The 21352-nt window shown below is 45.4% G+C and carries 27 protein-coding genes; 26 read left to right on the top strand and 1 reads right to left on the bottom strand.

Annotation, left to right across the window (positions count from 1 at the left end; all coding sequences use genetic code 11):
* Positions 1–14: 14 nt before the first annotated feature.
* The 20 genes from ACQG19_RS27160 to ACQG19_RS27065 all read left to right on the top strand — a co-directional run bounded on the left by ACQG19_RS27160 (position 15) and on the right by ACQG19_RS27065 (position 17256).
* Complete coding sequence (locus tag ACQG19_RS27160; protein WP_032672680.1) at positions 15–2768, top strand: VirB3 family type IV secretion system protein; 2754 nt, start codon at positions 15–17, stop codon at positions 2766–2768.
* Between the two features lie 9 nt (positions 2769–2777).
* Entirely contained in the window at positions 2778–3533 is a 756-nt protein-coding gene (locus tag ACQG19_RS27155) for a type IV secretion system protein (RefSeq protein ID WP_025759931.1), read from the top strand.
* Between the two features lie 8 nt (positions 3534–3541).
* Entirely contained in the window at positions 3542–3796 is a 255-nt protein-coding gene (locus tag ACQG19_RS27150) for an EexN family lipoprotein (RefSeq protein WP_060937454.1), read from the top strand.
* Between the two features lie 11 nt (positions 3797–3807).
* Positions 3808–4863, top strand: coding sequence for a type IV secretion system protein (locus ACQG19_RS27145; protein WP_015059076.1), 1056 nt, complete (start codon positions 3808–3810; stop codon positions 4861–4863).
* A 230-nt stretch (positions 4864–5093) separates the two neighbouring features.
* Positions 5094–5822: a virB8 family protein gene (locus ACQG19_RS27140; protein WP_001549920.1), complete on the top strand. Its 729-nt coding sequence runs from the start codon at positions 5094–5096 to the stop codon at positions 5820–5822.
* A 5-nt stretch (positions 5823–5827) separates the two neighbouring features.
* Positions 5828–6757 carry a TrbG/VirB9 family P-type conjugative transfer protein gene (locus ACQG19_RS27135; RefSeq protein ID WP_021542862.1) on the top strand — a complete coding sequence of 310 codons (930 nt, stop codon included), beginning with the start codon at positions 5828–5830 and terminating at the stop codon, positions 6755–6757.
* Positions 6754–7965, top strand: coding sequence for a VirB10/TraB/TrbI family type IV secretion system protein (gene virB10, locus ACQG19_RS27130; protein WP_025759936.1), 1212 nt, complete (start codon positions 6754–6756; stop codon positions 7963–7965). The genes ACQG19_RS27135 and virB10 overlap by 4 nt, the downstream gene beginning before the upstream one ends.
* A gap of 1 nt (position 7966) precedes the next feature.
* On the top strand, positions 7967–8164 hold the full coding sequence (locus tag ACQG19_RS27125) for a hypothetical protein (protein WP_032672681.1): 198 nt from the start codon (positions 7967–7969) through the stop codon (positions 8162–8164).
* Positions 8161–9195, top strand: coding sequence for a P-type DNA transfer ATPase VirB11 (virB11, locus tag ACQG19_RS27120; RefSeq protein WP_001549925.1), 1035 nt, complete (start codon positions 8161–8163; stop codon positions 9193–9195). The genes ACQG19_RS27125 and virB11 overlap by 4 nt, the downstream gene beginning before the upstream one ends.
* 2 nt (positions 9196–9197) lie before the next feature.
* On the top strand, positions 9198–11033 hold the full coding sequence (locus ACQG19_RS27115) for a type IV secretory system conjugative DNA transfer family protein (protein ID WP_025759938.1): 1836 nt from the start codon (positions 9198–9200) through the stop codon (positions 11031–11033).
* Positions 11030–11422: a cag pathogenicity island Cag12 family protein gene (locus ACQG19_RS27110; protein ID WP_001549927.1), complete on the top strand. Its 393-nt coding sequence runs from the start codon at positions 11030–11032 to the stop codon at positions 11420–11422. Before ACQG19_RS27115 ends, ACQG19_RS27110 begins: the two co-directional genes overlap by 4 nt.
* Positions 11423–11509: 87 nt before the next feature.
* Positions 11510–11824, top strand: a complete 315-nt coding sequence (locus ACQG19_RS27105; RefSeq protein ID WP_001549928.1) for a TrbM/KikA/MpfK family conjugal transfer protein — start codon at positions 11510–11512, stop codon at positions 11822–11824.
* 85 nt (positions 11825–11909) lie between these two features.
* Positions 11910–12236 carry a hypothetical protein gene (locus tag ACQG19_RS27100; protein WP_015059071.1) on the top strand — a complete coding sequence of 109 codons (327 nt, stop codon included), beginning with the start codon at positions 11910–11912 and terminating at the stop codon, positions 12234–12236.
* Complete coding sequence (locus ACQG19_RS27095) at positions 12233–12703, top strand: thermonuclease family protein (RefSeq protein WP_001549930.1); 471 nt, start codon at positions 12233–12235, stop codon at positions 12701–12703. Before ACQG19_RS27100 ends, ACQG19_RS27095 begins: the two co-directional genes overlap by 4 nt.
* Positions 12704–12716: 13 nt before the next feature.
* A complete protein-coding gene (locus tag ACQG19_RS27090; protein ID WP_233590803.1) occupies positions 12717–13151 on the top strand; it encodes a hypothetical protein in 435 nt (144 codons plus the stop codon).
* A gap of 8 nt (positions 13152–13159) precedes the next feature.
* On the top strand, positions 13160–13465 hold the full coding sequence (locus ACQG19_RS27085; RefSeq protein WP_015059068.1) for a hypothetical protein: 306 nt from the start codon (positions 13160–13162) through the stop codon (positions 13463–13465).
* An 8-nt stretch (positions 13466–13473) separates the two neighbouring features.
* Positions 13474–13860 carry a hypothetical protein gene (locus ACQG19_RS27080; RefSeq protein ID WP_001549933.1) on the top strand — a complete coding sequence of 129 codons (387 nt, stop codon included), beginning with the start codon at positions 13474–13476 and terminating at the stop codon, positions 13858–13860.
* Between the two features lie 2 nt (positions 13861–13862).
* Positions 13863–14459 (top strand): DUF6012 family protein, encoded by a 597-nt coding sequence (locus ACQG19_RS27075; RefSeq protein WP_025756645.1) that lies wholly within the window; start codon positions 13863–13865, stop codon positions 14457–14459.
* A gap of 2 nt (positions 14460–14461) precedes the next feature.
* The gene (locus ACQG19_RS27070; RefSeq protein WP_001549937.1) at positions 14462–16789 is read left to right on the top strand and encodes a type IA DNA topoisomerase; all 2328 of its coding nucleotides are present in this window, start codon (positions 14462–14464) and stop codon (positions 16787–16789) included.
* An 11-nt stretch (positions 16790–16800) separates the two neighbouring features.
* Positions 16801–17256, top strand: a complete 456-nt coding sequence (locus ACQG19_RS27065; protein WP_001549938.1) for an H-NS family nucleoid-associated regulatory protein — start codon at positions 16801–16803, stop codon at positions 17254–17256.
* A gap of 37 nt (positions 17257–17293) precedes the next feature.
* On the opposite strand, the gene ACQG19_RS27060 is transcribed toward ACQG19_RS27065, so the two are convergent.
* Complete coding sequence (locus ACQG19_RS27060) at positions 17294–17944, bottom strand: YkgJ family cysteine cluster protein (RefSeq protein ID WP_001549939.1); 651 nt, start codon at positions 17942–17944, stop codon at positions 17294–17296.
* A gap of 272 nt (positions 17945–18216) precedes the next feature.
* On the opposite strand from ACQG19_RS27060, the gene ACQG19_RS27055 reads away from it, so the two are divergent.
* The 6 genes from ACQG19_RS27055 (at position 18217) to dqlB (ending at position 21046) form a co-directional block, all read left to right on the top strand.
* On the top strand, positions 18217–18396 hold the full coding sequence (locus ACQG19_RS27055) for a hypothetical protein (RefSeq protein WP_000136657.1): 180 nt from the start codon (positions 18217–18219) through the stop codon (positions 18394–18396).
* Complete coding sequence (locus ACQG19_RS27050; RefSeq protein WP_000196235.1) at positions 18393–19214, top strand: SprT-like domain-containing protein; 822 nt, start codon at positions 18393–18395, stop codon at positions 19212–19214. The genes ACQG19_RS27055 and ACQG19_RS27050 overlap by 4 nt, the downstream gene beginning before the upstream one ends.
* Positions 19215–19323: 109 nt before the next feature.
* Positions 19324–19578: a hypothetical protein gene (locus ACQG19_RS27045; RefSeq protein ID WP_000510385.1), complete on the top strand. Its 255-nt coding sequence runs from the start codon at positions 19324–19326 to the stop codon at positions 19576–19578.
* 17 nt (positions 19579–19595) lie between these two features.
* Positions 19596–19871: a hypothetical protein gene (locus tag ACQG19_RS27040; protein WP_025756643.1), complete on the top strand. Its 276-nt coding sequence runs from the start codon at positions 19596–19598 to the stop codon at positions 19869–19871.
* Positions 19868–20146 carry a hypothetical protein gene (locus ACQG19_RS27035; protein WP_001093608.1) on the top strand — a complete coding sequence of 93 codons (279 nt, stop codon included), beginning with the start codon at positions 19868–19870 and terminating at the stop codon, positions 20144–20146. Before ACQG19_RS27040 ends, ACQG19_RS27035 begins: the two co-directional genes overlap by 4 nt.
* Before the next feature lie 804 nt (positions 20147–20950).
* Complete coding sequence (dqlB, locus tag ACQG19_RS27030; protein WP_000609145.1) at positions 20951–21046, top strand: DinQ-like type I toxin DqlB; 96 nt, start codon at positions 20951–20953, stop codon at positions 21044–21046.
* The last annotated feature ends 306 nt before the right edge of the window (positions 21047–21352 follow it).

Genomic DNA, 21352 nt, shown 5'->3' with positions numbered 1-21352 from the left:
AAGGGGGCGTAAAAATGAGTACCGTTTTTAAAGGGCTGACACGCCCCGCTTTGATTAGGGGGCTGGGCGTTCCGCTCTACCCCTTTCTTGGAATGTGCGTTATCTGCGTTCTGCTTGGTGTCTGGATTCATGAGGCTATGTATGCCCTCATCCTCCCTGGCTGGTATGCCATCAAGCGAGTTACGAAGATAGATGAACGCTTTTTTGACCTGCTTTATCTGCGAATGCAGATCAAAGGTAATCCTCTGGCAAACAAGCGTTTCAATGCCGTCCATTATGCGGGGAGTTCGTACGACGCAGTCGATATATCGAAAGTGGACAATTTTATGAAGCTTAAAGACCAGTCTTCTCTTGAAGAGTTAATCCCGTATTCATCACATATTACAGAAAACCTCGTTGTTACCAAAAATCATGATTTAATCGCGACATGGCAGATTGACGGGGCTTATTTTGAATGTGTTGATGAGGCTGATCTGACATTACTTACTGACCAGCTCAATACGCTGATTCGTAGTTTTGAGGGTAAGCCCGTTACTTTTTATGATCATCGTATAAGGGGGAAAAAGTCTGTCCAGCCTACTTTTAAAAGTAAAATCCCATTTGTTAACAGGGTGATGAACGATTATTACAGATCGCTTTCTGAAGCAGAGTATTTTGAAAACAAATTATACATATCTGTATGTTATAAACCGTTCAGTGCTGAAGATAAAGTTACCCAATTCTTTTCACGTAAAAAAGGTAATAAAAACATCTTCGAAGAACCCATTAATGATATGAATGAAATCTGCGGACGACTGAGCACCTATCTGTCCCGGTTCCATTCCCGCCGTCTTGGGTTATATGAAGAGAATGGTGTTGTTTACTCTGACCAGCTCTCATTGTTCCAGAAGTTGCTTTCCGGCCGCTGGCAGAAAGTCAGAGTTACCAATAGCCCGTTTTATACATACCTGGGTGGTAAAGATGTGTTCTTTGGTAACGATGCAGGGCAAATCACCGCTTCAGACCATGCCCGGTACTTTCGTTGCATCGAGATTAAGGACTACTTTCAGGAAACGGATGCCGGAATTTTTGACGCCCTGATGTATCTCCCTGTTGAGTATGTCCAGACATCCTCTTTCACGCCGATAGACAAACAGTCGGCAATCAAGGCGCTGGATGATCAGATCGACAAACTGGAAATGACGGATGATGCGGCTCAATCCTTACTGACTGATTTAAAAGTTGCTCTCGACATGGTGTCCAGTGGTTACATTTCTTTCGGTAAAAGTCACCAGACCCTGATTGTCTACGCTGACACGCCAGAACGCCTGGTGAAAGACACCAATATCGTGACAACTACTCTGGAGGATTTGGGGCTTATCGTCACCTACTCAACTATGAGTCTTGGCGCGGCTTATTTTGCTCAGCTACCCGGTAACTATACGTTACGGCCACGCCTTAGCCCTATCAGCAGTCTGAACTTTGCCGAAATGGAAAGCTTCCACAACTTCTTTACGGGCAAAGAGAAAGGGAATACCTGGGGGAATTGTCTGTTAACTCTGGGGGGATCAGGCAATGATATTTATCACCTCAACTATCACATGACTACCGAGCATCAAAATTACTTCGGTAAAAACCCCACGCTGGGGCATACCGAAATTCTTGGTACGTCAAACGTGGGTAAAACGGTAGTGATGATGGCTAAGGCTTTTGCCGCCCAGCAGTTCGGTACGCCGGAGTCTTTCCCTCCTGAAAGGAAACACAAGAAACTTACTACCGTATGGTTCGATAAAGACCGGGCAGCGGAACCCGGTATACGTTCAATGGGAGGTGCTTACTATCGGGTAAAAGAAGGAGAGCCGACAGGCTGGAACCCTGCGGCTTTGCCCCCCACTAAACGTAATATTTCCTTTATGAAAGACCTGGTGAGGTTAATTTGTTCGCTAAACAGTGAGCCGCTTGACGACTACCAGAACCGCCTGATTTCTGATGCCGTTGAGCGCCTTATGCAAAGGTCAGATCGCTCTTATCCAATCAGTAAGTTGCGACCACTTATTCTGGAGCCTGATGATACTGAAACCCGGCGGCATGGGCTTAAAGCCCGTCTGAAGCCCTGGACTCAGGGAGAGGAATTTGGCTGGGTGATCGATAACCCTGAAGATACGTTTGATGTGGATAATCTGGATGTGTTCGGTATTGATGGAACGGAGTTCCTGGATAATAAGGTACTTTCCAGCGTTGCTTCATTCTACCTGATCTACCGTGTCACCATGCTGGCCGATGGCCGCCGACTCCTTATCTACATGGATGAGTTCTGGCAATGGATTAACAACGAAGCGTTCAGGGATTTTGTTTATAACAAACTCAAAACCGCTCGTAAGCTGGATATGGTGCTTGTCGTAGCGACACAATCGCCGGATGAACTCATTAAATCACCTATCGCGGCTGCCGTTCGTGAGCAATGCGCAACACATATTTATCTGGCGAACCCCAAAGGGAAACGTAATGAGTATGTGGACGAGCTGCAAGTCAAAGAGCTTTATTTTGACAAAATTAAAGCCATTGACCCGCTCTCTCGTCAGTTCCTGGTCGTTAAAAACCCACAGAGGAAGGGGGAAAGTGATGATTTTGCGGCTTTTGCAAGACTGGATTTAGGGAAAGCGGCGTATTACCTACCGGTTCTCAGCGCATCGAAACCCCAGCTTGAACTGTTCGATGAAATCTGGAAAGAGGGTATGAAGCCGGAAGAATGGCTTGATACCTATCTGGAACGTGCAAACCTGATTTAAGGAATCCCTATGAAAAAGCATATCGTTGCGGCACTTATCGCCTCTGTTACGGTTATTTCTGGTGCTCAGGCTGGTATTCCCGTTGCCATTGATGCAAACCCTGAATGGGCTGTCGAAGCGCAGCGCTGGACAGAACGTCTCAAACAGTGGCAGGACACGGTGAGCCACTACCAGAAACAGATCAATGCCTATAAGCAGGAGCTGCTGACCAAAACGGGCATTCGTGATGTTCAGGGACTGGTGCAGTCTGCGCAATCTGTCAGTAAGGAGCTGGAGAAGATTTACGACCAGGGGAACTCCTTCATTGATGATTACATTAAGAACCCGGAGGCCGCCCTGTCTGATCAAGCCAGATCACTGCTGGCCGATTATAAGGTGACAAACACCTGTAAAGGACTTGGTTATACAGGTGACCTTGTGCGGGGCTGTGAAGCCTCGTTCCTGTCCCAACTGGCGGGGATCGAGTACGGCAATAAGCTGGAAAGTAAACTGCGTGAAGATAATCAGGAGATGGCCGATCTTATCGACCAGGTGAAGAACGCCCAGGACACGAAAGCCACGCAGGACGCGACAAACGCTGTATCTCTGGCAAGCCTGAAATTTAACAAGCTCAAATTTCAGTATGAAATGTATCGCGATAAGCAGCGCGATCTTGCAGAATACAAGGAGAAAATGTTACAGGCCGCATATCAGGAGAAACAGCTTAATGCGGAAGAACCTTCATTTAAGGAAGCATTTTCTATGAATGACTATCGGATGAATTGAGGGATTTTATGAAAATAGTGAAATTTACTGTTATTGCTGGGGCTATATTACTTTTATCGGGATGCGAGGATGTTAAATCTGCCGATTGGTGGCAGGAACATCATGCAGAGGCCGAAAAAAAAGTTGCAGAGTGTAAAGCTTCCGGCAGTGATAGTGATAATTGTAGAAATGCTAAAGAGGGATTGTTTAGATATAAACAGTTACATGCCGTTGAACCTTCCTTTAAAGATGCGTTTAAGGGGATTGTTAAGGATAAAAAATAGCGGGAGTCTTTATGGCTAATTCTGATTTCTTCGAATCAGCCCGTGATGTGATTATTGATGTTCTTGACCAGTCTTTGGCTGGTCAGCTTGATTCTTTCTCTTCAATAGCATATCAATTGGGTAAATATGGGATTTCCATCTATATATTATGGTATGCATATACCACAATAGTTGGGAAGCAAAAGTCGGCAGTTCAGGATTTTATATGGAACTTGTGTCGATTCTGGCTGATTCTCGTTTTTGTTAGAAATATGGGAGGGTGGTTAGATAGTGCAACTCAGGCAATAGACGGTCTAAAGGAAACATTCGCAGGTGGTGATCCGTGGAAATGGTTAGACCAACTATGGGCAAAAATAATACAGGTTGCAAAGTTCCTCATGTCGAAAGACACATCAACTTATGTGAAAACTGACGGTGCTATTGCTGCCTTATTAACTTATGCAGGTGGAATATTAGCGATGCTGGTCACTTCGATTGTATATCTTGCAGCAGAGGTGACGTTAAAAATACTTACTGTTACAGCACCATTGTTTATTGTTAGTTTGTCTTTTGGTTTTCTCCGGCAAATGTTTAATAGCTGGCTTCAGTTAATATTTAGCTCATGCTTCATATTCCTGTTTGGTGGATTGGCTATCAAAGCGGGGATGACATTCCTGAATGGTGTTCTATCTGTTTCACTATCAAACATTGATATCGTGAATTTGATATCAGCAGGTGCTCAAGCTGGAGTCGCTGGAGTATTCATGGCCTGGATTATCTGGCAAGCCAAAACCTATGCTTCCCAGCTCGCAGGGGTAGGTGTTGAAGGCGCGATGCAGGGGGCAGCCGCAATGGGGATTGGTGCTGGCGTGTTCGGTGCTTCCCGTATGGGGCGCAATATGCTTGGCATGGGTAAAAATGCAGGGATAGGAGCATGGAAAGGTGTTCGCCGTCAGGATAATGGTTTTAGCCAGTCGCCTGGTGTTTCTGGCAAGCTGGGGAATCTGACCGGACAGGGAGTTAACATTGGTGCCAAGAGACTTCGACAGGCTGCTATTGATATGGCGAAAAAGAAATACGGAGGATAATTTACATGGATGCTCTTAATACAGGGTTGTGTATTCTTATTATCCTTCTTTTGATTACGATAATCTCAAGCATCTGACTATATATTCATTCCTTTGTTTAGGTAATATCAATATGAAACTACTTATCACGGCTATCGTGACGCTTTGCCTCGTCGGATGCCAGGCGTCACATAAACAACCCCCGGTGTCCGGGAAAAGCGAACCTGTTAATTCAGCAGAGGTAATGCGCAATGGGGTTTAATCTTTCAGAATTAAAACTGCCTGGTTTTAACAAGAAAAAAGAAGTAACGGACTCTTCAACTACTTTTGAAGAGAAAAATGTATTGATGCAGGAGAAAATGAACCGCATTTATAAATTCGGTGGTATTGCAGGGATGGCCGTAGGTGTATTGTCTCTGCTGGCTCTGAATGGGGCGCTGCCGTTAAAGAGTACGGTTGTCGAAGCTTATCTTATTAATGGTGTCACTGGTGTTGCTGAAAGGCTGACTTCCGTTAAAAAAGAAAACCTCTCTGAAAATGAAGCACTGGCGAAATACTTTATTACTCAGTATGTGAAGCGTCGTGAAGGGTATAACTATTTCAGTCTCCAGCATGATTATGATTATGTTCTGTTATACAGCGCTGAGAATGTTGCGACGGATTACAACGCTTTAATCAACAGCAACCAGTCACCAAAGGTTATTTATAATAAAGCGGAAAAAACAGCATCCGTTCAGGATAATCCCTCCGTGATTATCAGTCCGTCATCACGGCGCGATGATAAGGATATGGGGGCATATGTCAGGTTTAAATTAACCATTCGAAATGTCGCGACAGGCCAGGATGATTATGAATACTGGAACGTCAGACTGACCTACCGTATTGAACCACAGGTCGAAATGGCATCGGGTGACCGAAATAATAACCCGCTTAAATTCGTTGTAACGAGCTATGTACGCGATAAAGAAGTGAAAGGGTGAAAACTATGAAAATGAATAAAGGAGCGCTAATTGTGGCGCTTCTGTTGGTGTCGCACGTCTGCCATGCAGCCGTTACGCCAGCAGCCAGCCGTTTCGACCCCCGTAATCAGATTGTCAGTTATAACCCGCAAAACACGACTGTTATAAACAGTGCGGTCGGCTATACAACCACACTGGTATTTGACGAGGATGAAACGGTAATCAGTGCCAGAACCGGCTTTCCCCAGGGCTGGGAAGTGAACAAAGAAGATAACCTGGTGTATCTGGAAGTAAAGCCCGTCAAACAGACAGTACAGAAGAACAGTACCGATGACAGTGGCAACCAGTCTTCAGAGGTGGTCAGTGTTGCTCTTGATCCTGAAAACGACCTGGAACGCTGGCGAACAAACCTGTTTGTTCGCACAACAAAACGTAATTACAGCATGGAGCTGAACGCCCGAACGTTCCGGCAGCCGGACAAGATCGCTTTTGTTGTTAATTACCAGTACCCGCAGGAACGCCGGAAGGAACAGGCCGAAATCGAGAAGAAACGGATTGAGGCTCTCAACAAGCGGCAGGAAGAACAGGCAATCAACCGTTCTCTTGAAAACGCGAAGTCCCCCCGGAACTGGGATTACTGGAAGCGGGTAGCTGACGGCAGTCAGTCAATCAGCCCGGATTATGCGTATGACGATGGCCGCTATACCTGGTTTGGCTTCAGCCCCCTGAAAAAAATCCCCAGCGTCTTTGTTATGAGTGGCGAACAGGAAACGCTGACTAACCCGGTAGTCAAAAACAGCGGCAGTTTCACCGTTGTTGGTGTTCCTGTAGACCAGCGTTTTGTATTGCGTATGGGAAATCAGGTTGTTGGGGTTGAAAACCGGGGCTTTGGCAAAGTCCGGCTTCCGGCAGGAGATACCGTTTCCCCGAACGTTGAGAAAGAGGTGATCCAGTGAGCGAACAGGAAAATAAAATCCCGACCGCAGTAGAAATTGAACAGGCACTACGGGAGAGACTTCAGAAAGATAATGAGCAAAACGATAAAACGGATAACGGAGAAAGTGAAGGACAACCAGTTAAACGCCTGGGTATCGAGAAGCTTAAAAAATCGCGTAAGGGGCTGGTGATTATTATCGCTGCATTTCTTCTGCTGGCCGCCGGGGTGTCGGTCTACTATATCCCGTCGATTATCCGTGCAATGTCCAGCGGTGACGAAAAGCCAGCCAGTAATGCGGTATCTACTGGTTCAGTAAAACGCGCGACAGGTCTCAGCGATGATGTTGATCCATTCAACACCAGGGCAGAACCGGCTAAGACGGATGAGCGGAAGGAAAGCAGCGACAAAGCGGAAATGCCAACGGAAAAAGTACAACAGAACTTCAGTCGTGCGCTGGATGTGGCCTATGGAGGAAGCAGCTCTGCTTCCTCAGGTTCCGGTGGGAGTTCTTCATCGGCCAGCAATACAAGGAACGAGGAGAACGGCAGTGACAAACAGGCCGAGGTTCAGCCTGTTAACTCAGGGCAACCCGCGCAGCTTTCAAAAATTACACGCGTTCCTTATGACCCTAACCTTTTCATTCCTGAAAATACCGCGATTAAGTGCTCGCTGGACAGACGATTTATCTCTGATCTGGCTGGCAAGCTGGTCTGTACGATTAATGAGGACGTATACAGTGCAAACAGGAATGTAAAACTAATTGAAAAGGGAACTGCCGCATATCTGATGTATAAAACGGGAACGTTCAATCATGGTCAGGGAGCCGTGTTTATCGCTGCTACGAAGCTGAGAACACGCAAGGAACCTTTCATTGATATTCCGCTGATTGATACGCAGGCGGCGGGAGCGCTGGGTGAGGCCGGGGCTTCAGGCTGGATTGACACACATTTTGCAGATCGCTTTATGGGCGCGATGATGGTTGGCATGATCCCCGATGTGGCACAGGCGGCAAGCGGAGCAGCCAAAAGTAATAAAGACAATCAGACCGATTATACAGCTAACAGTCGCCAGGCTTTTGCTGATATAGCACGCGAAGCGTTTGCAAACAGTGTGAATATCCCGCCAACGCTTTATAAAAACCAGGGGGAAATCATTACTCTGATTGTTGGTCAGGATCTGGATTTCTCCAGCATCTACAAATTAAAAATGGTGGGTTCCCGGAGGTAATTTGATAACGCTGGATATCAAAGAGTTTTCAATGCTGTCAGGAATAAGGGAAAGCGAAATATACCATCATATTCGTAAGGGCATACCAATAAATGGCGTTCCTTTCCCCAAACCACTGAAACAATTCAAAACGCACCGATTTAATTACGAAGAAGTCATGCGTTTTATTGAAGATCTTAAAAGAAAAGGTGGATTATGAAGGATGCAGAGAACAGACATATTGTTTACGAAATAATAGATGAATACTTCCACCACTGGCTTAATGAAGTTGATGGTTTAACTGAAATCGCGGTAAATCGGCCTGATGAACTTTTTGTTAAAGTGAGTGGGAAATGGCAGCAGCATGAATTAAAAATGGATTTTAAAGATTGTATGTCATTTGCAGGAGCGATTTCTGATTATCATGATGGTGGGTCGGTTACACCAGAATATCCCTTACGTTCTGTTACGCTCCCCGGAGGGGAGCGTGTACAAATAGTCATTCCCCCGGCAACGGAACGGGAAACGGTGTCTATTACAATTCGTAAGCCGTCCAGTGTGTTTATCGACCATGATACCTTTGTTAAACAGGGGTTTTACTCAAGGCTAAATCAAGGTGTTGAATTCAGGGATAAAGAAGATGAATTATCTTTAATGTTTAAAGATAATTGTTTTGAACGATTTGTCCCTGAATGTCTGGTTAAGGGTAAAACGATGGTCTTTTGTGCAGGAACGGGGGCGGGTAAAACAACCTTTGCAAATGCCTGTCTTCAGTACATACCCCATCATTTACGATGTATTTCAATCGAAGATACAGATGAAGCAAAGTTCAGGTTTCACAAAAATCATGTGAAATTGTATTACCCGTCAGAAGGGGAAAGTAGCACTGTCAGCTCCGCTTCTCTTTTACGTTCTGGTTTTCGTATGAACCCGGACAGAATCCTCATGACTGAGGTTCGCGGTGCGGAAGCCTGGGATTTTCTCAAAGGCTCAAGTTCAGGCCATGCAGGGAACCTTACAACCGTCCATGAGAGCACTCCTGAAGATGCTGTGCTTGGGCTGGTTCAGCGGTGTTATATGAACCCTGAATGTCAGAATTTACCCTACAACATTATATTGCGGAGGGTGTTAAGCAACGTCGATGTGATTATGAGTATTAAGTACATTGATGAAGAGGATCGCCGATTTGCATCGGGTATTTACTATCGTGATATTCATTTTCAGGAATACTTTGAAAAGCTGAAGGAGTGATTATGTCTCTAAAACTACCCGATAAAGGCCAGTGGGCTTTTATTGGTCTGGTTATGTGTCTTGTGACGTATTATACTGGCTCAGTTGCTGTTTACTTCCTGAACGGAAAAACGCCGCTTTATATATGGAAGAATTTTGATTCCATGTTGCTGTGGCGGATAATAACAGAGAGTAATATACGGACAGATATCAGATTAACCGCTATCCCCTCTCTTTTATCAGGTATGGTTTCATCTCTCTTTGTGCCTGTTTTTATAATCTGGCAACTGAATAAAACGGATGTTGCTCTTTATGGTGACGCGAAGTTTGCCAGTGATAATGATTTAAGGAAATCGAAGCTTCTGAAATGGGAGAAAGAAAACGATACTGATATTCTGGTCGGGGCGTATAAAGGTAAATACCTGTGGTATACCGCACCAGATTTTGTATCACTTGGCGCAGGAACCCGAGCAGGTAAAGGGGCTGCAATCGGTATTCCAAACCTGCTGGTCAGGAAACATTCCCTGATTGCATTAGATCCAAAACAGGAACTGTGGAAAATCACCAGTAAGGTACGTGAAAAACTGCTGGGTAATAAAGTCTATCTTCTTGACCCTTTCAACAGTAAAACGCATCAGTTTAACCCGCTTTTCTATATTGATTTAAAAGCAGAGAGCGGGGCTAAAGACCTGCTGAAGCTGATTGAGATCCTGTTCCCGTCTTACGGTCTGACCGGAGCGGAAGCTCACTTTAATAACCTCGCGGGGCAGTACTGGACGGGGCTGGCAAAACTGCTTCATTTCTTTATTAACTACGACCCTTCCTGGCTTGGTGAGTTCGGGCTTAAACCTGTTTTCTCAATTGGTTCTGTAGTCGATTTGTACAGCAACATTGACCGGGAACTGATACTCAGTAAGCGAGAAGACCTGGAGGGAACGAAAGGACTTGATGAAAACGCACTGTATCATCTGCGCGATGCACTGACCAAAATCAGGGAGTATCACGAAACAGAGGATGAACAACGTTCGAGTATTGATGGTTCGTTTCGTAAGAAAATGAGTCTGTTTTATCTTCCGACTGTCCGTAAATGCACAGACGGAAATGATTTTGACCTTCGCCAGTTGCGCCGGGAAGATATCACTGTTTATGTTGGCGTTAATGCTGAAGATATGTCACTGGCCTATGACTTCCTCAACCTGTTCTTTAATTTCGTTGTGGAAGTCACGTTACGTGAAAACCCTGACTTTGACCCGACCCTGAAACATGACTGTCTGATGTTCCTGGATGAGTTTCCGTCTATTGGTTACATGCCAATCATTAAAAAAGGTTCGGGTTATATTGCCGGGTTTAAACTCAAACTTCTGACGATTTATCAGAATATCAGTCAGCTTAATGAAATCTATGGTGTTGAAGGTGCCAAAACGCTGATGAGTGCGCATCCCTGCCGGATTATCTATGCTGTCAGTGAAGAAGATGACGCTAAAAAGATTTCGGAAAAGCTGGGCTATATCACCACTAAATCGACGGGATCAAGTAAGACAAGCGGACGCTCGACGTCGAAAAGTAGTTCAGAAAGTGAGGCGCAGCGCGCCCTTGTGCTCCCGCAGGAGCTGGGAACGCTGGATTTTAAAGAAGAATTTATCATTCTTAAAGGTGAAAACCCGGTTAAAGCAGAGAAAGCTCTCTACTTCCTCGACCCGTATTTTATGGACAGGCTGATGATGGTAAGCCCTAAACTTACCGAGTTAACCGCCTCCCTGAATAAGACTAAAAAAGTATTGGGTGTTAAAGGGCTTAAATATCCTTCTAAAGAAAAAATGCTCTCCGTCGGTGAGCTGGAGTCAGAGGTTTTACTATGAAAAAAATGTTAATGGTCAGTGTCCTTTTTCTCTCTGCCTGTTCCTCTCCACCGGAACCGCCACAGGTTGACTGGAAACAGAATCCCGAAACGGTGAATGCACAATTAATGGACTGGCAACCGACATATTCAGTCATTAAATCAGATAAGGTTAATTCATCGTGGGTTAAGGTTATCCATGATTTCAGACCTGAAAACCGCCTTTATGATGATGCTGTTTTTTATTCTGTTGCACATTCTGATTCAGTGATTGTTGAAACCAGTAATGGAAAAGACTTTTTCACAGCTAAAAACTGGTTGAGGGCGAATGGTGCAAACGGTGTCATACAGTATCGTTATAAAATGAACTGTCTTTCTTGCCGGACTACCAGTGTTTATTTATCCCGATAACGCCGGATTAATAAAATTTCTGCAATTTTATTGAGCCGGGGTTGAACAACCGCAGGGCGTTAGTTGCCCGTTATCCATGAGGTGTATATGAAAAAGACCGTAACAACGGCAGTGCTGCTTTGTGCGTTCGCTGCCGGAACTGCTCATGCTGAGGAAAAGGCCGACCCGAACGATCCATGTGCAATGGTGTTATGCCTTGCCGGAAAACTTGACGGAAGTAGTCCGGCAGAGTGTGACCCGATGTATAAAAGTTTTATGTCAATCAGGAAAAAAAATAAACATGGTTTTTTACCCAATCACACGGCAGATGCCAGGAAGAAAAAGCTAAATGAATGTCCTTCGGCTGATGCAGGTACAGTAAACAAAATTATTTCAAGCTTTGGTCGATTGAAAAACTTTTAAGTCTGTTATGGTTTAATTCTGATGTGAATACGCAAGTTTCAGGGGTGATACTGGAACTTGCGAACATTTTTTACAGGGGGGAAGGATGAAAATTATTAATGCACCTGATGCAAGAAGTGTACGGATCGCCGGAATTGAAATTATCGATAGTGCCAAAGCGGTCGCTTCTGTTTTTACTGAAATCTTGTTGTTTATGGTCTGGTTTCCGGCAATTGTCTATGGGCTTTATCGTGTTGTTATCGCTTTGTGGGATGCTTCCTTAAAGCCGCAATCGCTCATGGAGTTTATTAATTTCATGGTTGAGTTATACAGCTATGTACTTCCTTCACTGGCTGTTATCGCAGTGGCTTTAATTGTCGTTTTATCCATTTTTAAACGACTCTCATCAATATGGGAGGGAAGAAAGCAATGAGACATTTTCTTAATGCTCTTTCCTTTGCTGTTGCCCTGTTGCCAGCTACATTGTGTGCTGCTCAGATTCAGGGGAAGGTTATTCGTGTACTTGATGGTGACACCATTGAAGTATTGCAGGAGCAACAACCTGTCAGGGTTCGTCTCCTGAATATCGATGCCCCGGAAAAGAAACAACCCTTTGGACGCTGGTCAACTAATCAACTTAAAGCCATTCTTGCAGGACAATCCGTTACCGTCTCTTATACACAAACAGATCGCTACGGGCGAATCCTGGGACGAGTGATAACAGCGAACGGCACTGAGGCTAACCGCCAGCAAGTGCTAAAAGGGGCTGCATGGGTTTATGACAGGTACAACACCGATAACTCATTACCGGCTCTGCAACGGGAAGCACAGACACAGAAGCGCGGCCTGTGGGCTGATAATCAACCTGTTCCCCCGTGGGAATGGCGGCATAAAAAATAAGAGGGTTTTCATTATGAAATGTCCAGAGCAATTAGATGGATGGTGTGATTGCGGCAAATGCAAGGCTATGCGTTTTGATAAAGATAAAAATATTCATGTTTGTCTTGTATGTCACAAAAGAGCAGAGCCGTTAGTCCCGATTGAGCTAAATTCGAATGACTGGCTTCCTGATAAAACAGAACAGTTTAGCGTTAATCTGGGTGACTGGATTAAACAAGAGGAAGCAGAGTTAGGAGAAAATGCCTTTTATCATCCTAATACCGAATACTTAAAAGTCCTCCGTGAAATCAATCTTCACGAAAAGGAATTTATTGCTAACAGTCCTGATCTTTTGAAAATGGCGCGCAAGTATTCAAAGACATACAAACACCTCGCTGAAAAAGATAAATCCGTTATTGATTTTTGGTTGATGGAGGAAATTTTCTCTGTAACTTATGATGATGATTGAGCGAGGGAATGATGAATAAAGAAAAGGCTTTGCGTGAACTGGAAAGATTGCTTTCTAAAATGAAAGATCAGGCAAGGACTCTTGATGAATTAGAAACGGCTCAATGGCATTACATGGATTTAGTGGATATAACATCCAGTGGGTTGTTCGATATAAACACACTGGAAAAAGAAAGAAAGGAAAACCCTCATTTTATTAGAATATCTGATGGCATGCGAGTTTTTGATGATGAACAATGTGCAGAGTTCATGTCGGTTAAACATAATCTTCCGTTACAGCTCTGTATGGCATATGTACGTAGTCATAAGTGGTGAAAACTATCATGTTTAACGAAATCGAAAAAGAACGTTTTAATAACAGAGTGAGTGTAAGGGAAGTTCGCGTCAGTGCAGATATTTTTGTTTCTTCTCTTATGACAGAAAGCGCGGCAGAAGTTGATATAGTCGTTCCTGATTCTGATTATCGATCCTTACAAAATTTGTATGACCGTCTTTGCCAGTATGCGGTTATGCATGGAGAAGATTTACAGGAGTTGTTCCAGACTGACAGTTATCAGTACATGTCATGTTTTATTCGTGATGTTGAATCATTCGTTGCTGAATTCGGTAGGGAGAATGCTTTAAAACCTCTCTTCAATCATGGTAAAGGAAGAACGGATGAGTTTCTTATTAGTTTCCCAGGAACCCACAACTCTGATGTTGGAGAGTAATCATGTACCTGCACCTTGTTCCAAGATTGTTTCATCTGATGGCAAATAAATGCCATCTTGAATCAATAACCATTCCTGAACTTGATTTCATAATCGAAGGTGATGCACTGTCAACGGGAAGACCCTACCCGAATAAAAATATCTGGGTTGGTATGAGGAAAGGCAGAAAAGCCATAAATGGACTTTTACTAAAGACTGATAAGCATCTTAAGTGGTTTACCACTGATTACCAGTGGAATATAGAAAATATGGGTATGATCAATCATCGTGTGACAACCTACATCGAAGATAACGATTTTGATATGGTCTCACACGATATAATGTTAAATGGCGGTTTTGATTCATGGGATCGTCGGGTTCATTCAGCTTATGAAAATCTTGCTCCGGTGAAAATTCAGCCAAAGATGGAGTCATTTCTCAATCAGCCAGGAGAAAATACCCATGATGTGTGGATTGAGTATGAATGGGGTGATTTTCTTAAGAGCAGAGAGGAAAGTCTGTTACTGCATACTATTCAGTCAGAGCGACTAAATACGCAACATTCTCTTTTTGAGCGACTGCCATCTTTTGAAAGCACTATTGATTTGACTAAGGGCTAATTATGAGACTTTTTATTGCAGAAAAACCCTCTTTAGCAAAAGCGATTTTTGAAGGGCTGGGTGGTAACCCAAATACGGAAAAGAAAAACGGCTACTTTGAACATGGCTCTGATGTCGTTACCTGGTGTTATGGTCATATGCTGGAGCTTTACGACCCGGAGGATTATGACGAAAAATATTCCAGGTGGAGCTTTGGTGATTTACCGATTAAATCGGTTTACCCGCCTCAGTATAAAATCAAGCCAGAATCCGAAGTACAGACCCGCATCATTTTGTCTCTTATCGATAAAGCCGACAGTATCGTTCATTCTGGCGACCCCGATGATGAAGGATGTTTGCTGGTCGATGAGATTTTAGGTTATGCCGGAAACAAGAAACCCGTCCAGCGGCTGCTTGTTGCCGACCTCAACCTTGCGCCAGTGCAAAAATCGCTGGCTAATTTACAGCCTAACGATAAATTTCGCGGTATGACGTTAAGCGCCCTGGCGCGTTCCCTGTGTGATCAGGGTTTTGGCTATAACATGACGCGGGGATGTACATTAAAAGGCCGTGAGAAGGGCTATGACGGCGTTCTGAACGTTGGTCGGGTACAAAGTGCTGTTCTTGGCCTGGTGAACATGCGCACGCTGGCGAACCAGAACCACACAGAAAGCTTTTATTACGATGTATTTGCCAGTCTGTCGATGAACGGGCATCAGATTAAGGCGAAATATCAGACAACAGACGACGATCAGATAGACGAGAAAAAACGCCTGATTTCCGAAGCTCAGGCCGAGCATATTGCCGGGCGGGTTACGGGTAAGGACGCTATTGTTACTATCGCGACGACAAAGCCGGAAAACACGAAACCACCGTTGCCGCTTAACCTTTCCACGCTACAGCAGCTATGCGCAAAGCGATTTGGTTATTCTGCAAAAGATACGCTCGATGTGATGCAGGGGTTGTATGAAACTCACAAGCTTCTGACCTATCCACGTTCTGACAATCGCTATCTTTCAGATGAGCATTACTACCAGGCCGGAGATATTGCTGCCGCGATAGCGGCCACCGTACCCGAACTGGCGTCTGCGATCGCAGATATGGATAAAGGCCAGAAGCACAAAGCCTTTAATGCCAGCAAGATTGAGGCGCACCACGCCATCATCCCGACGACAAAAAGCGGAGCCGGTATTCAGCTTAATGAAAAAGAGCGGAACGTTTATAACCTGGTGTCCGTCTACTTTATCGGGCTGTTCTACCCGGATGCGATCCGCAACAAGACGAAAATCCACTTTGATATTAAGGGGGATACTTTTACGGCCACACAGAGCGTTCTGGTACAAAAGGGCTGGGAGGCGCTAGGTAAGGATAGTGATGATGAGGACGAAACCGAAGATGCCGGAACGGATGGTTTTGATCTTTCATTGCTGAAATTTAATGACAGCGGCCTGTGTGAATCGGCAGACGTGGACAAGAAAAAGACTACACCACCTCGCTATTTCACAGAGTCAACCTTACTGGCCGCCATGACGAGTGCAGCAAAATTCATTGATGATCCGGCTCTCAGAAAGGCGCTGGAAGCGAAAGACGAGGGCAGCAGTGATCGTGGCAGTATCGGAACGGAAGCCACTCGCGCGGGCATTCTTGAGAAACTGGCGGCAAATACCGGGCTTATCTCCATCGAAAAAGAAAAGGGGTATTCGGAGCTGGTATGGAAAACCACAAAACAAGGCCAGGAGTTTTGCGCTGCACTGCCTCCTGAAATCACTAAACCGGATATCTCCGCTCTGTGGGCTGAAAAGCAGTCTCAGATCAAAGCCGGAGAGCTGACGGTTGAGGAGTTTATTAAGGAAAATGATGAGTATGTCCAGGGGTTAATCGACGAGCTGGACAGGAACGGAATTTCGATTTCTTCAAATGCCACGTCCTGCCCGGTCTGTAACAACGGTTTCCTGCGTAAACGTAAGGGGCAAAATGGCTTTTTCTGGGGATGCTCCTGCTATCCTGAATGCAAGACAACATTCCCGGACAAAGACGGCAAGCCGGATATGGAAGCAAAATCCAGATCAGAAGGTTCCATGTCCCGGCTCGAAGCCCCCTGCCCTTCATGTAGTAAAGAAATTATTATCCGGCCTAAAGGCTTTTTCTGTTCCGGGTGCGAGTTTAAAATCTGGTCTGAAGTGTCAGGAAAAAAACTGACACAAAATCAGGTTGAAACATTAATCAAAAAAGGTAAAACCGGAGAGATTAAAGGCTTTACCAGTAATAAAACCGGGAAAAAGTTTGACGCTGCAATTGTTTTGCAGGATAAAGCTACGGGTAAACTTGGGTTTCAGTTCAGTAAAAAATAAGGATTAACGCGATGAGTGAAAATGAAACATTTGATGCAACACGAAAGCTACTCCTGAATATTCGCTCTGTTCGTGTTTTTGCGCGAGAAACCAGCTTTGAACAACTGCTGGAAATGCAGGAAAAGCTTAATGCCGTGATCGAAGAACGCCGTGAAGAAGCAGAGCGTGAGGCAGCAGAACGCGCAGAACGCGAAAGAAAGCGCCAGGAGCTGCTCCAGCTGATCGCCGGAGAAGGTTTTTCACCGGAAGAACTGCTTGGCCTGTCCGAAGATGCGCCAAAAACACGGAAAAAGACGTTGCCAAAAGCGCCGCCTAAATATCAGTTTGACGAAAACGGCGAAACGAAATACTGGTCTGGCCGTGGCCGGACACCAAAACCAATCGACGAAGCATTAAAAGCTGGCCGTTCTCTTGATGAGTTTCTCATCAAAAAAGACGCTTCCAGCTCTGTTGGTGACGAACAGTAATCTAACAAGCCTCTGACACTGCGTCGGAGGCTTTTTTTTAGCAAAAAGGGCGCGGGGGGTTATGGTGAAGAAATCTTTGGATATCTTCGCGGGGATAAGGGAAGTAGTCTCTGATATCTTTGGTTTCTAACTTACCAGTGCAGTGATACGTCTGAAAATAGATCCACTCAGCTATTGTTTTGTAGATGTGATTTCCCATGTTCGCACTTTGAGAACCATACTGCATGACTTGTGCATCCGGGTCGTTACACATTTCCGGCGGAGTGAGTACATGATATGTCCTGCATAACAGCGGGCGGTAATTGTAGATTGAGCATGTTCCCTTCTCAGACAAAAACGGACATTTTGACTCATGCCCGGTCGTAAGCGGGTTGTCTCTGGCAGTGAGTTTACTTGCTTGTGCAATATGTGTTGCCTCAAGCGCGGTTAAATGAACATCGATTTTACAGCACGAAGAGCACCCCTTTTGACAGGAGGTAAACGTGCTCACAAATTCTTTGTTAAAACGATCCAAAAAGGCGTACATCTGTTTTAACTTGAGGTAAATATTACCTGATTGAGTATTGAGTTTATTTATGAGTGCCTTTAACTCATCGAGATACTTATCAGGTACGGGTTTCAGATTGGTATGGCCGGGTAATGTATCGCCTGGCTCCAGGTGGATCACTGAGTTAGGTTTGATATCCATTGCTTTTGCTTCCTTTATTCTTCTCGCGCTGGTTGTTCTTTTGACACTAAAACAAGCGTCATTCAATGGCAAGGTATCAAGCCCAGCAGTAAATCACGCTTGCCAGCAAACCAGTTTCCTGCAGCCGGTTTGGCCGTTGATTTTTGCCAGCAATCTTACTCACTCGATACCCGCCTTGGGCTTGAAATTGCCAGCAAAAAAGATTGCCGCTAGCAAAGGTGTGGTTTATATTATCTGTATCGTACGATACAGATAATGGAGAAGCTTAATAGATGACTGAAAAAATCACTGACGAGGAACTGGCAGATTTGTTGGAGGCGCTCAAAAGAGCACATGGTATGGGCGTTTGTTCAAAGGCGGTTAAGCTGGCACAGCGTTGCGCTGATGTGTTCCCTGCTATTGTTGCAGAGTTACAGGAATATCGGAACGCCGCTAAGCGAACTTCAGCATGACAAGAGCCACGGAACGCGCTTACAGCGAGCTACAACAGGCGTTTGATTTCTATAACCAGCGCCTTTTTGACGGCGAACTCCCTGACTGTCTGATTACGTTCCAGCGCGGCAAGAACACAATGGGCTATTTCAGTTACAGGCGCTTTGTTGCTGCTGACGGCAGCGGCAGGATGATTGATGAAATCGCCCTCAATCCTGAATACTTCCCGGTGTACCCGCTTATTGAAGTCATGCAAACGCTGGTTCATGAGCAGTGCCATATGTGGCAGTACCACTACGGCAACCCGTCGCGTAAGACGTACCACAATGCGCAGTGGGCGGCAAAAATGGAAAGTATCGGACTTATGCCCTCCTCCACCGGGAGACCTGGTGGTGCGAAAGTCGGCCAGAAGATTAATGACTATCCGATCCCTGGTGGCCGCTTCCAGCGCGTCACACTGGAACTGTTCCAGGGGCAATTTGCTTTGAGCTGGTTTGATCGCTTCCCTGTCCAGGTCGAACAACAAAAAGATATGACCGCCGTAATAGAGCAATGGCGCGAAACGCTTGCTCTGGCGCATCAAAATGCTGAGGCCGGGATTGATATAGAAGCGGTGCTTTCTATGGCTCTGCTGCCGTCAGTGTCACCGCAGAACGGGAGCCATTCAGATGATATGGCCGGGAGCAATGACAATGATTTGTCAGTTGCAGCATTTGAGGACAAGCCAAAACGAAATAAAGTTAAATATCAGTGTCGCGGGTGTGGCGCTGCCGTGTGGGGCAAAGCCGGACTGAATATTGAATGCGGCGATTGCGAGCTGGCTTTCATCGAAAATTAATTGCCAGCAAATTTTCCCGGTCACAGCTGTTGGTCAGTGTTTTTTGCCAGCAAAGTTTCTTCCCGGGTTCGCGCCGGCAGCGCAAAAATGACAGCAAAAGAGGGGTATCATGGGGCATTACACAATCAGAACGAATGACGACGAAGATCAGGCCATTAAAAAGGCGCAGGAAGCGACCGGACAGGCATCAGCCAGCAAAACCTTTATGACGGCTATCCTTGAGCTTCAGCGTAACAGAGACGAGATGGCGCAGCTACGGCGTGAACTGGCGCAGGAAAAAGCGCGAAGTCAGGAGCTGGTATCATCGGTAAAACAATTCCGTTCCAGCCTGAACAATCTGTTTGATCTGGCTGACAACCCTTAAATAACAAGGAGCGAAACGTGCATACCACAAATGCGATTATCCTGTGCCTGGTGTCATATCCCTGCATCGTTGCATGGGTTATCTATAAAAACAGATTTGTCGATTACTTGTTTTTAACTCTGCTTGCTTGTTTGGGGAGCATTTTTTCAGTCGTATTGTATAAACAGCCCGACTACTCATTGACCATATATCAGGCCGTTGCTGTCGGCTATGCTGCCGTGATCATGCCAACGGTGTTAGTTTTGAGTGTCGTTAATATCCTCATGGGAAAAGCAGAGAGAACGTGCAAATGAATACACTGGCTGCACTGGAAAATACGTTTCGTGATATGAGAAAGCATGGCTGCCAAACAGTCATGGTCACGCAGTCTTTAGCTGATTTTGGCCGCTACAGCTATAAACCGCGCCCTGCATTTCAGGACTGGATCGAACGGCTGAAGACTGGCGAACGTCTGCCGCGAGGCCGTTACTTTGTTGGCAAGAAGCCTGGTGGCCGCCTGGTGCTCATTGATGAATTGGGGGGAACATGGACAGAAAAAGTAACAGTGATTCATACCAACGCTGGATGATAGAGAAGGCTGACAAAAGGGAAAGGACGCAAATCAGTATGTCGTTCGTAAAGATGAAGGACGTACTTTTTAACGTGCTGGCTATCGGTACTGTTTTAGCAGCCCTGGTGGTGATCTTTTATGAAGTGCAAAGCAGCTTATAAATTGATGGCCGTTGACAATGAATGTCATACTACCTGACCGGGCAATGCCGGAAGATTTCTTTCACGGGTGATGGTTTGTGATCCCGGCATTGTTCCGGCGCTCTCTCGTAAATTCTCGCGCCCAATCCCCCTCGCAAAACCTCAGAATTCACGTAACGCACCGCGATTTCGGCAACCATCAACCCTAACGTCCTTATGTTGTTGGGTTTGCCGCAGAACAATTTATTCATTTAAAATAGATTTAAACGAAGCGGGAAACCGCAGACGTAAAAAAACCGACTGGTGAGGTCGGCTTTTTTACGGTTCCGGTGCGAGCTGGTAACTCAGCCCGGAAGGGAAACTCTCTACAACTGACAATAGTATGATAATCCGTGAAGCCTGATTATGCAATATGACGGGCAGTGACTGTGCGTTAACGGTTTGCCTGAACGCTAGATAAACGTATAATCAGAGGGTTAGCTCTGTGGTGAGTCTCTCCCTGCATTCCGCTAAATGCGGCATGAACAGGTTCAAAGTCCTGACAGGTAATACAGGTGGTGCTGGTTATCTGTGCTCTGGCAGGAGTGAGACTCTCTACAACTGACAAGACGAAGAGAAGCCGTGGTGACAGGCAGTGTAAGAGCAAGCCACGGTGTCTTTACTCCATTTATGGAGAAAACGGATGATTAACCTGTTAATCATCGTTCTGAGGGCGGTAGCGGCGCTTGCAAACGCGCTGATTGCCATTCTGGAACTGATCCGCCAGTTCATCGACTAATGAACACGGAAACGTAATTAAGGCCGGAGGAACACCACCTCCGGCCTTTAATAAAAATATAGTTTAGTTACAACATTCACTAGTCTGTACTAACCACCACACACCTGACCTTCTGCGCACAAGTTACCTTTAATCAGGAGAGCATGAAAAACCTCGGGGCAGCCATCGAATGATGCCATCTACAGGGGTTAAAATAACCACCATCATTTCATAACAATACCTGCTGACTATGAAGATCTACGTCATCAAAATAGCAGTTCATGGAGTCAGTCCGATGGTCTGGCGTCGGCTGAGAATTGCTGCCGA

Origin of the sequence: Enterobacter cloacae complex sp. 277I4 (assembly GCF_050031465.1) — a bacterium.
In the GTDB taxonomy this organism is placed as follows: domain Bacteria; phylum Pseudomonadota; class Gammaproteobacteria; order Enterobacterales; family Enterobacteriaceae; genus Enterobacter; species Enterobacter cloacae.
Note: the sequence above shows the minus strand (reverse complement) of the source record. Positions and strands in the feature narration are given on the sequence as shown.

Excerpts from the sequence above, each read along its gene's own strand:
- ACQG19_RS27150 (WP_060937454.1), top strand. The coding sequence starts at position 3,542 with ATGAAAATAGTGAAATTTACTGTTATTGCTGGGGCTATATTACTTTTA.
- virB11 (WP_001549925.1), top strand. The coding sequence starts at position 8,161 with ATGAAGGATGCAGAGAACAGACATATTGTTTACGAAATAATAGATGAA.
- ACQG19_RS27135 (WP_021542862.1), top strand. The coding sequence starts at position 5,828 with ATGAAAATGAATAAAGGAGCGCTAATTGTGGCGCTTCTGTTGGTGTCG.
- ACQG19_RS27060 (WP_001549939.1), bottom strand. The coding sequence starts at position 17,944 with ATGGATATCAAACCTAACTCAGTGATCCACCTGGAGCCAGGCGATACA.
- ACQG19_RS27140 (WP_001549920.1), top strand. The coding sequence starts at position 5,094 with ATGGGGTTTAATCTTTCAGAATTAAAACTGCCTGGTTTTAACAAGAAA.
- ACQG19_RS27105 (WP_001549928.1), top strand. The coding sequence starts at position 11,510 with ATGAAAAAGACCGTAACAACGGCAGTGCTGCTTTGTGCGTTCGCTGCC.
- ACQG19_RS27155 (WP_025759931.1), top strand. The coding sequence starts at position 2,778 with ATGAAAAAGCATATCGTTGCGGCACTTATCGCCTCTGTTACGGTTATT.
- ACQG19_RS27160 (WP_032672680.1), top strand. The coding sequence starts at position 15 with ATGAGTACCGTTTTTAAAGGGCTGACACGCCCCGCTTTGATTAGGGGG.
- ACQG19_RS27080 (WP_001549933.1), top strand. The coding sequence starts at position 13,474 with ATGTTTAACGAAATCGAAAAAGAACGTTTTAATAACAGAGTGAGTGTA.
- ACQG19_RS27075 (WP_025756645.1), top strand. The coding sequence starts at position 13,863 with ATGTACCTGCACCTTGTTCCAAGATTGTTTCATCTGATGGCAAATAAA.
- ACQG19_RS27090 (WP_233590803.1), top strand. The coding sequence starts at position 12,717 with ATGAAATGTCCAGAGCAATTAGATGGATGGTGTGATTGCGGCAAATGC.
- ACQG19_RS27115 (WP_025759938.1), top strand. The coding sequence starts at position 9,198 with ATGTCTCTAAAACTACCCGATAAAGGCCAGTGGGCTTTTATTGGTCTG.
- ACQG19_RS27110 (WP_001549927.1), top strand. The coding sequence starts at position 11,030 with ATGAAAAAAATGTTAATGGTCAGTGTCCTTTTTCTCTCTGCCTGTTCC.
- ACQG19_RS27065 (WP_001549938.1), top strand. The coding sequence starts at position 16,801 with ATGAGTGAAAATGAAACATTTGATGCAACACGAAAGCTACTCCTGAAT.
- ACQG19_RS27085 (WP_015059068.1), top strand. The coding sequence starts at position 13,160 with ATGATGAATAAAGAAAAGGCTTTGCGTGAACTGGAAAGATTGCTTTCT.
- dqlB (WP_000609145.1), top strand. The coding sequence starts at position 20,951 with ATGATTAACCTGTTAATCATCGTTCTGAGGGCGGTAGCGGCGCTTGCA.
- ACQG19_RS27095 (WP_001549930.1), top strand. The coding sequence starts at position 12,233 with ATGAGACATTTTCTTAATGCTCTTTCCTTTGCTGTTGCCCTGTTGCCA.
- ACQG19_RS27100 (WP_015059071.1), top strand. The coding sequence starts at position 11,910 with ATGAAAATTATTAATGCACCTGATGCAAGAAGTGTACGGATCGCCGGA.
- ACQG19_RS27050 (WP_000196235.1), top strand. The coding sequence starts at position 18,393 with ATGACAAGAGCCACGGAACGCGCTTACAGCGAGCTACAACAGGCGTTT.
- ACQG19_RS27035 (WP_001093608.1), top strand. The coding sequence starts at position 19,868 with ATGAATACACTGGCTGCACTGGAAAATACGTTTCGTGATATGAGAAAG.
- ACQG19_RS27145 (WP_015059076.1), top strand. The coding sequence starts at position 3,808 with ATGGCTAATTCTGATTTCTTCGAATCAGCCCGTGATGTGATTATTGAT.
- ACQG19_RS27070 (WP_001549937.1), top strand. The coding sequence starts at position 14,462 with ATGAGACTTTTTATTGCAGAAAAACCCTCTTTAGCAAAAGCGATTTTT.
- ACQG19_RS27055 (WP_000136657.1), top strand. The coding sequence starts at position 18,217 with ATGACTGAAAAAATCACTGACGAGGAACTGGCAGATTTGTTGGAGGCG.
- ACQG19_RS27045 (WP_000510385.1), top strand. The coding sequence starts at position 19,324 with ATGGGGCATTACACAATCAGAACGAATGACGACGAAGATCAGGCCATT.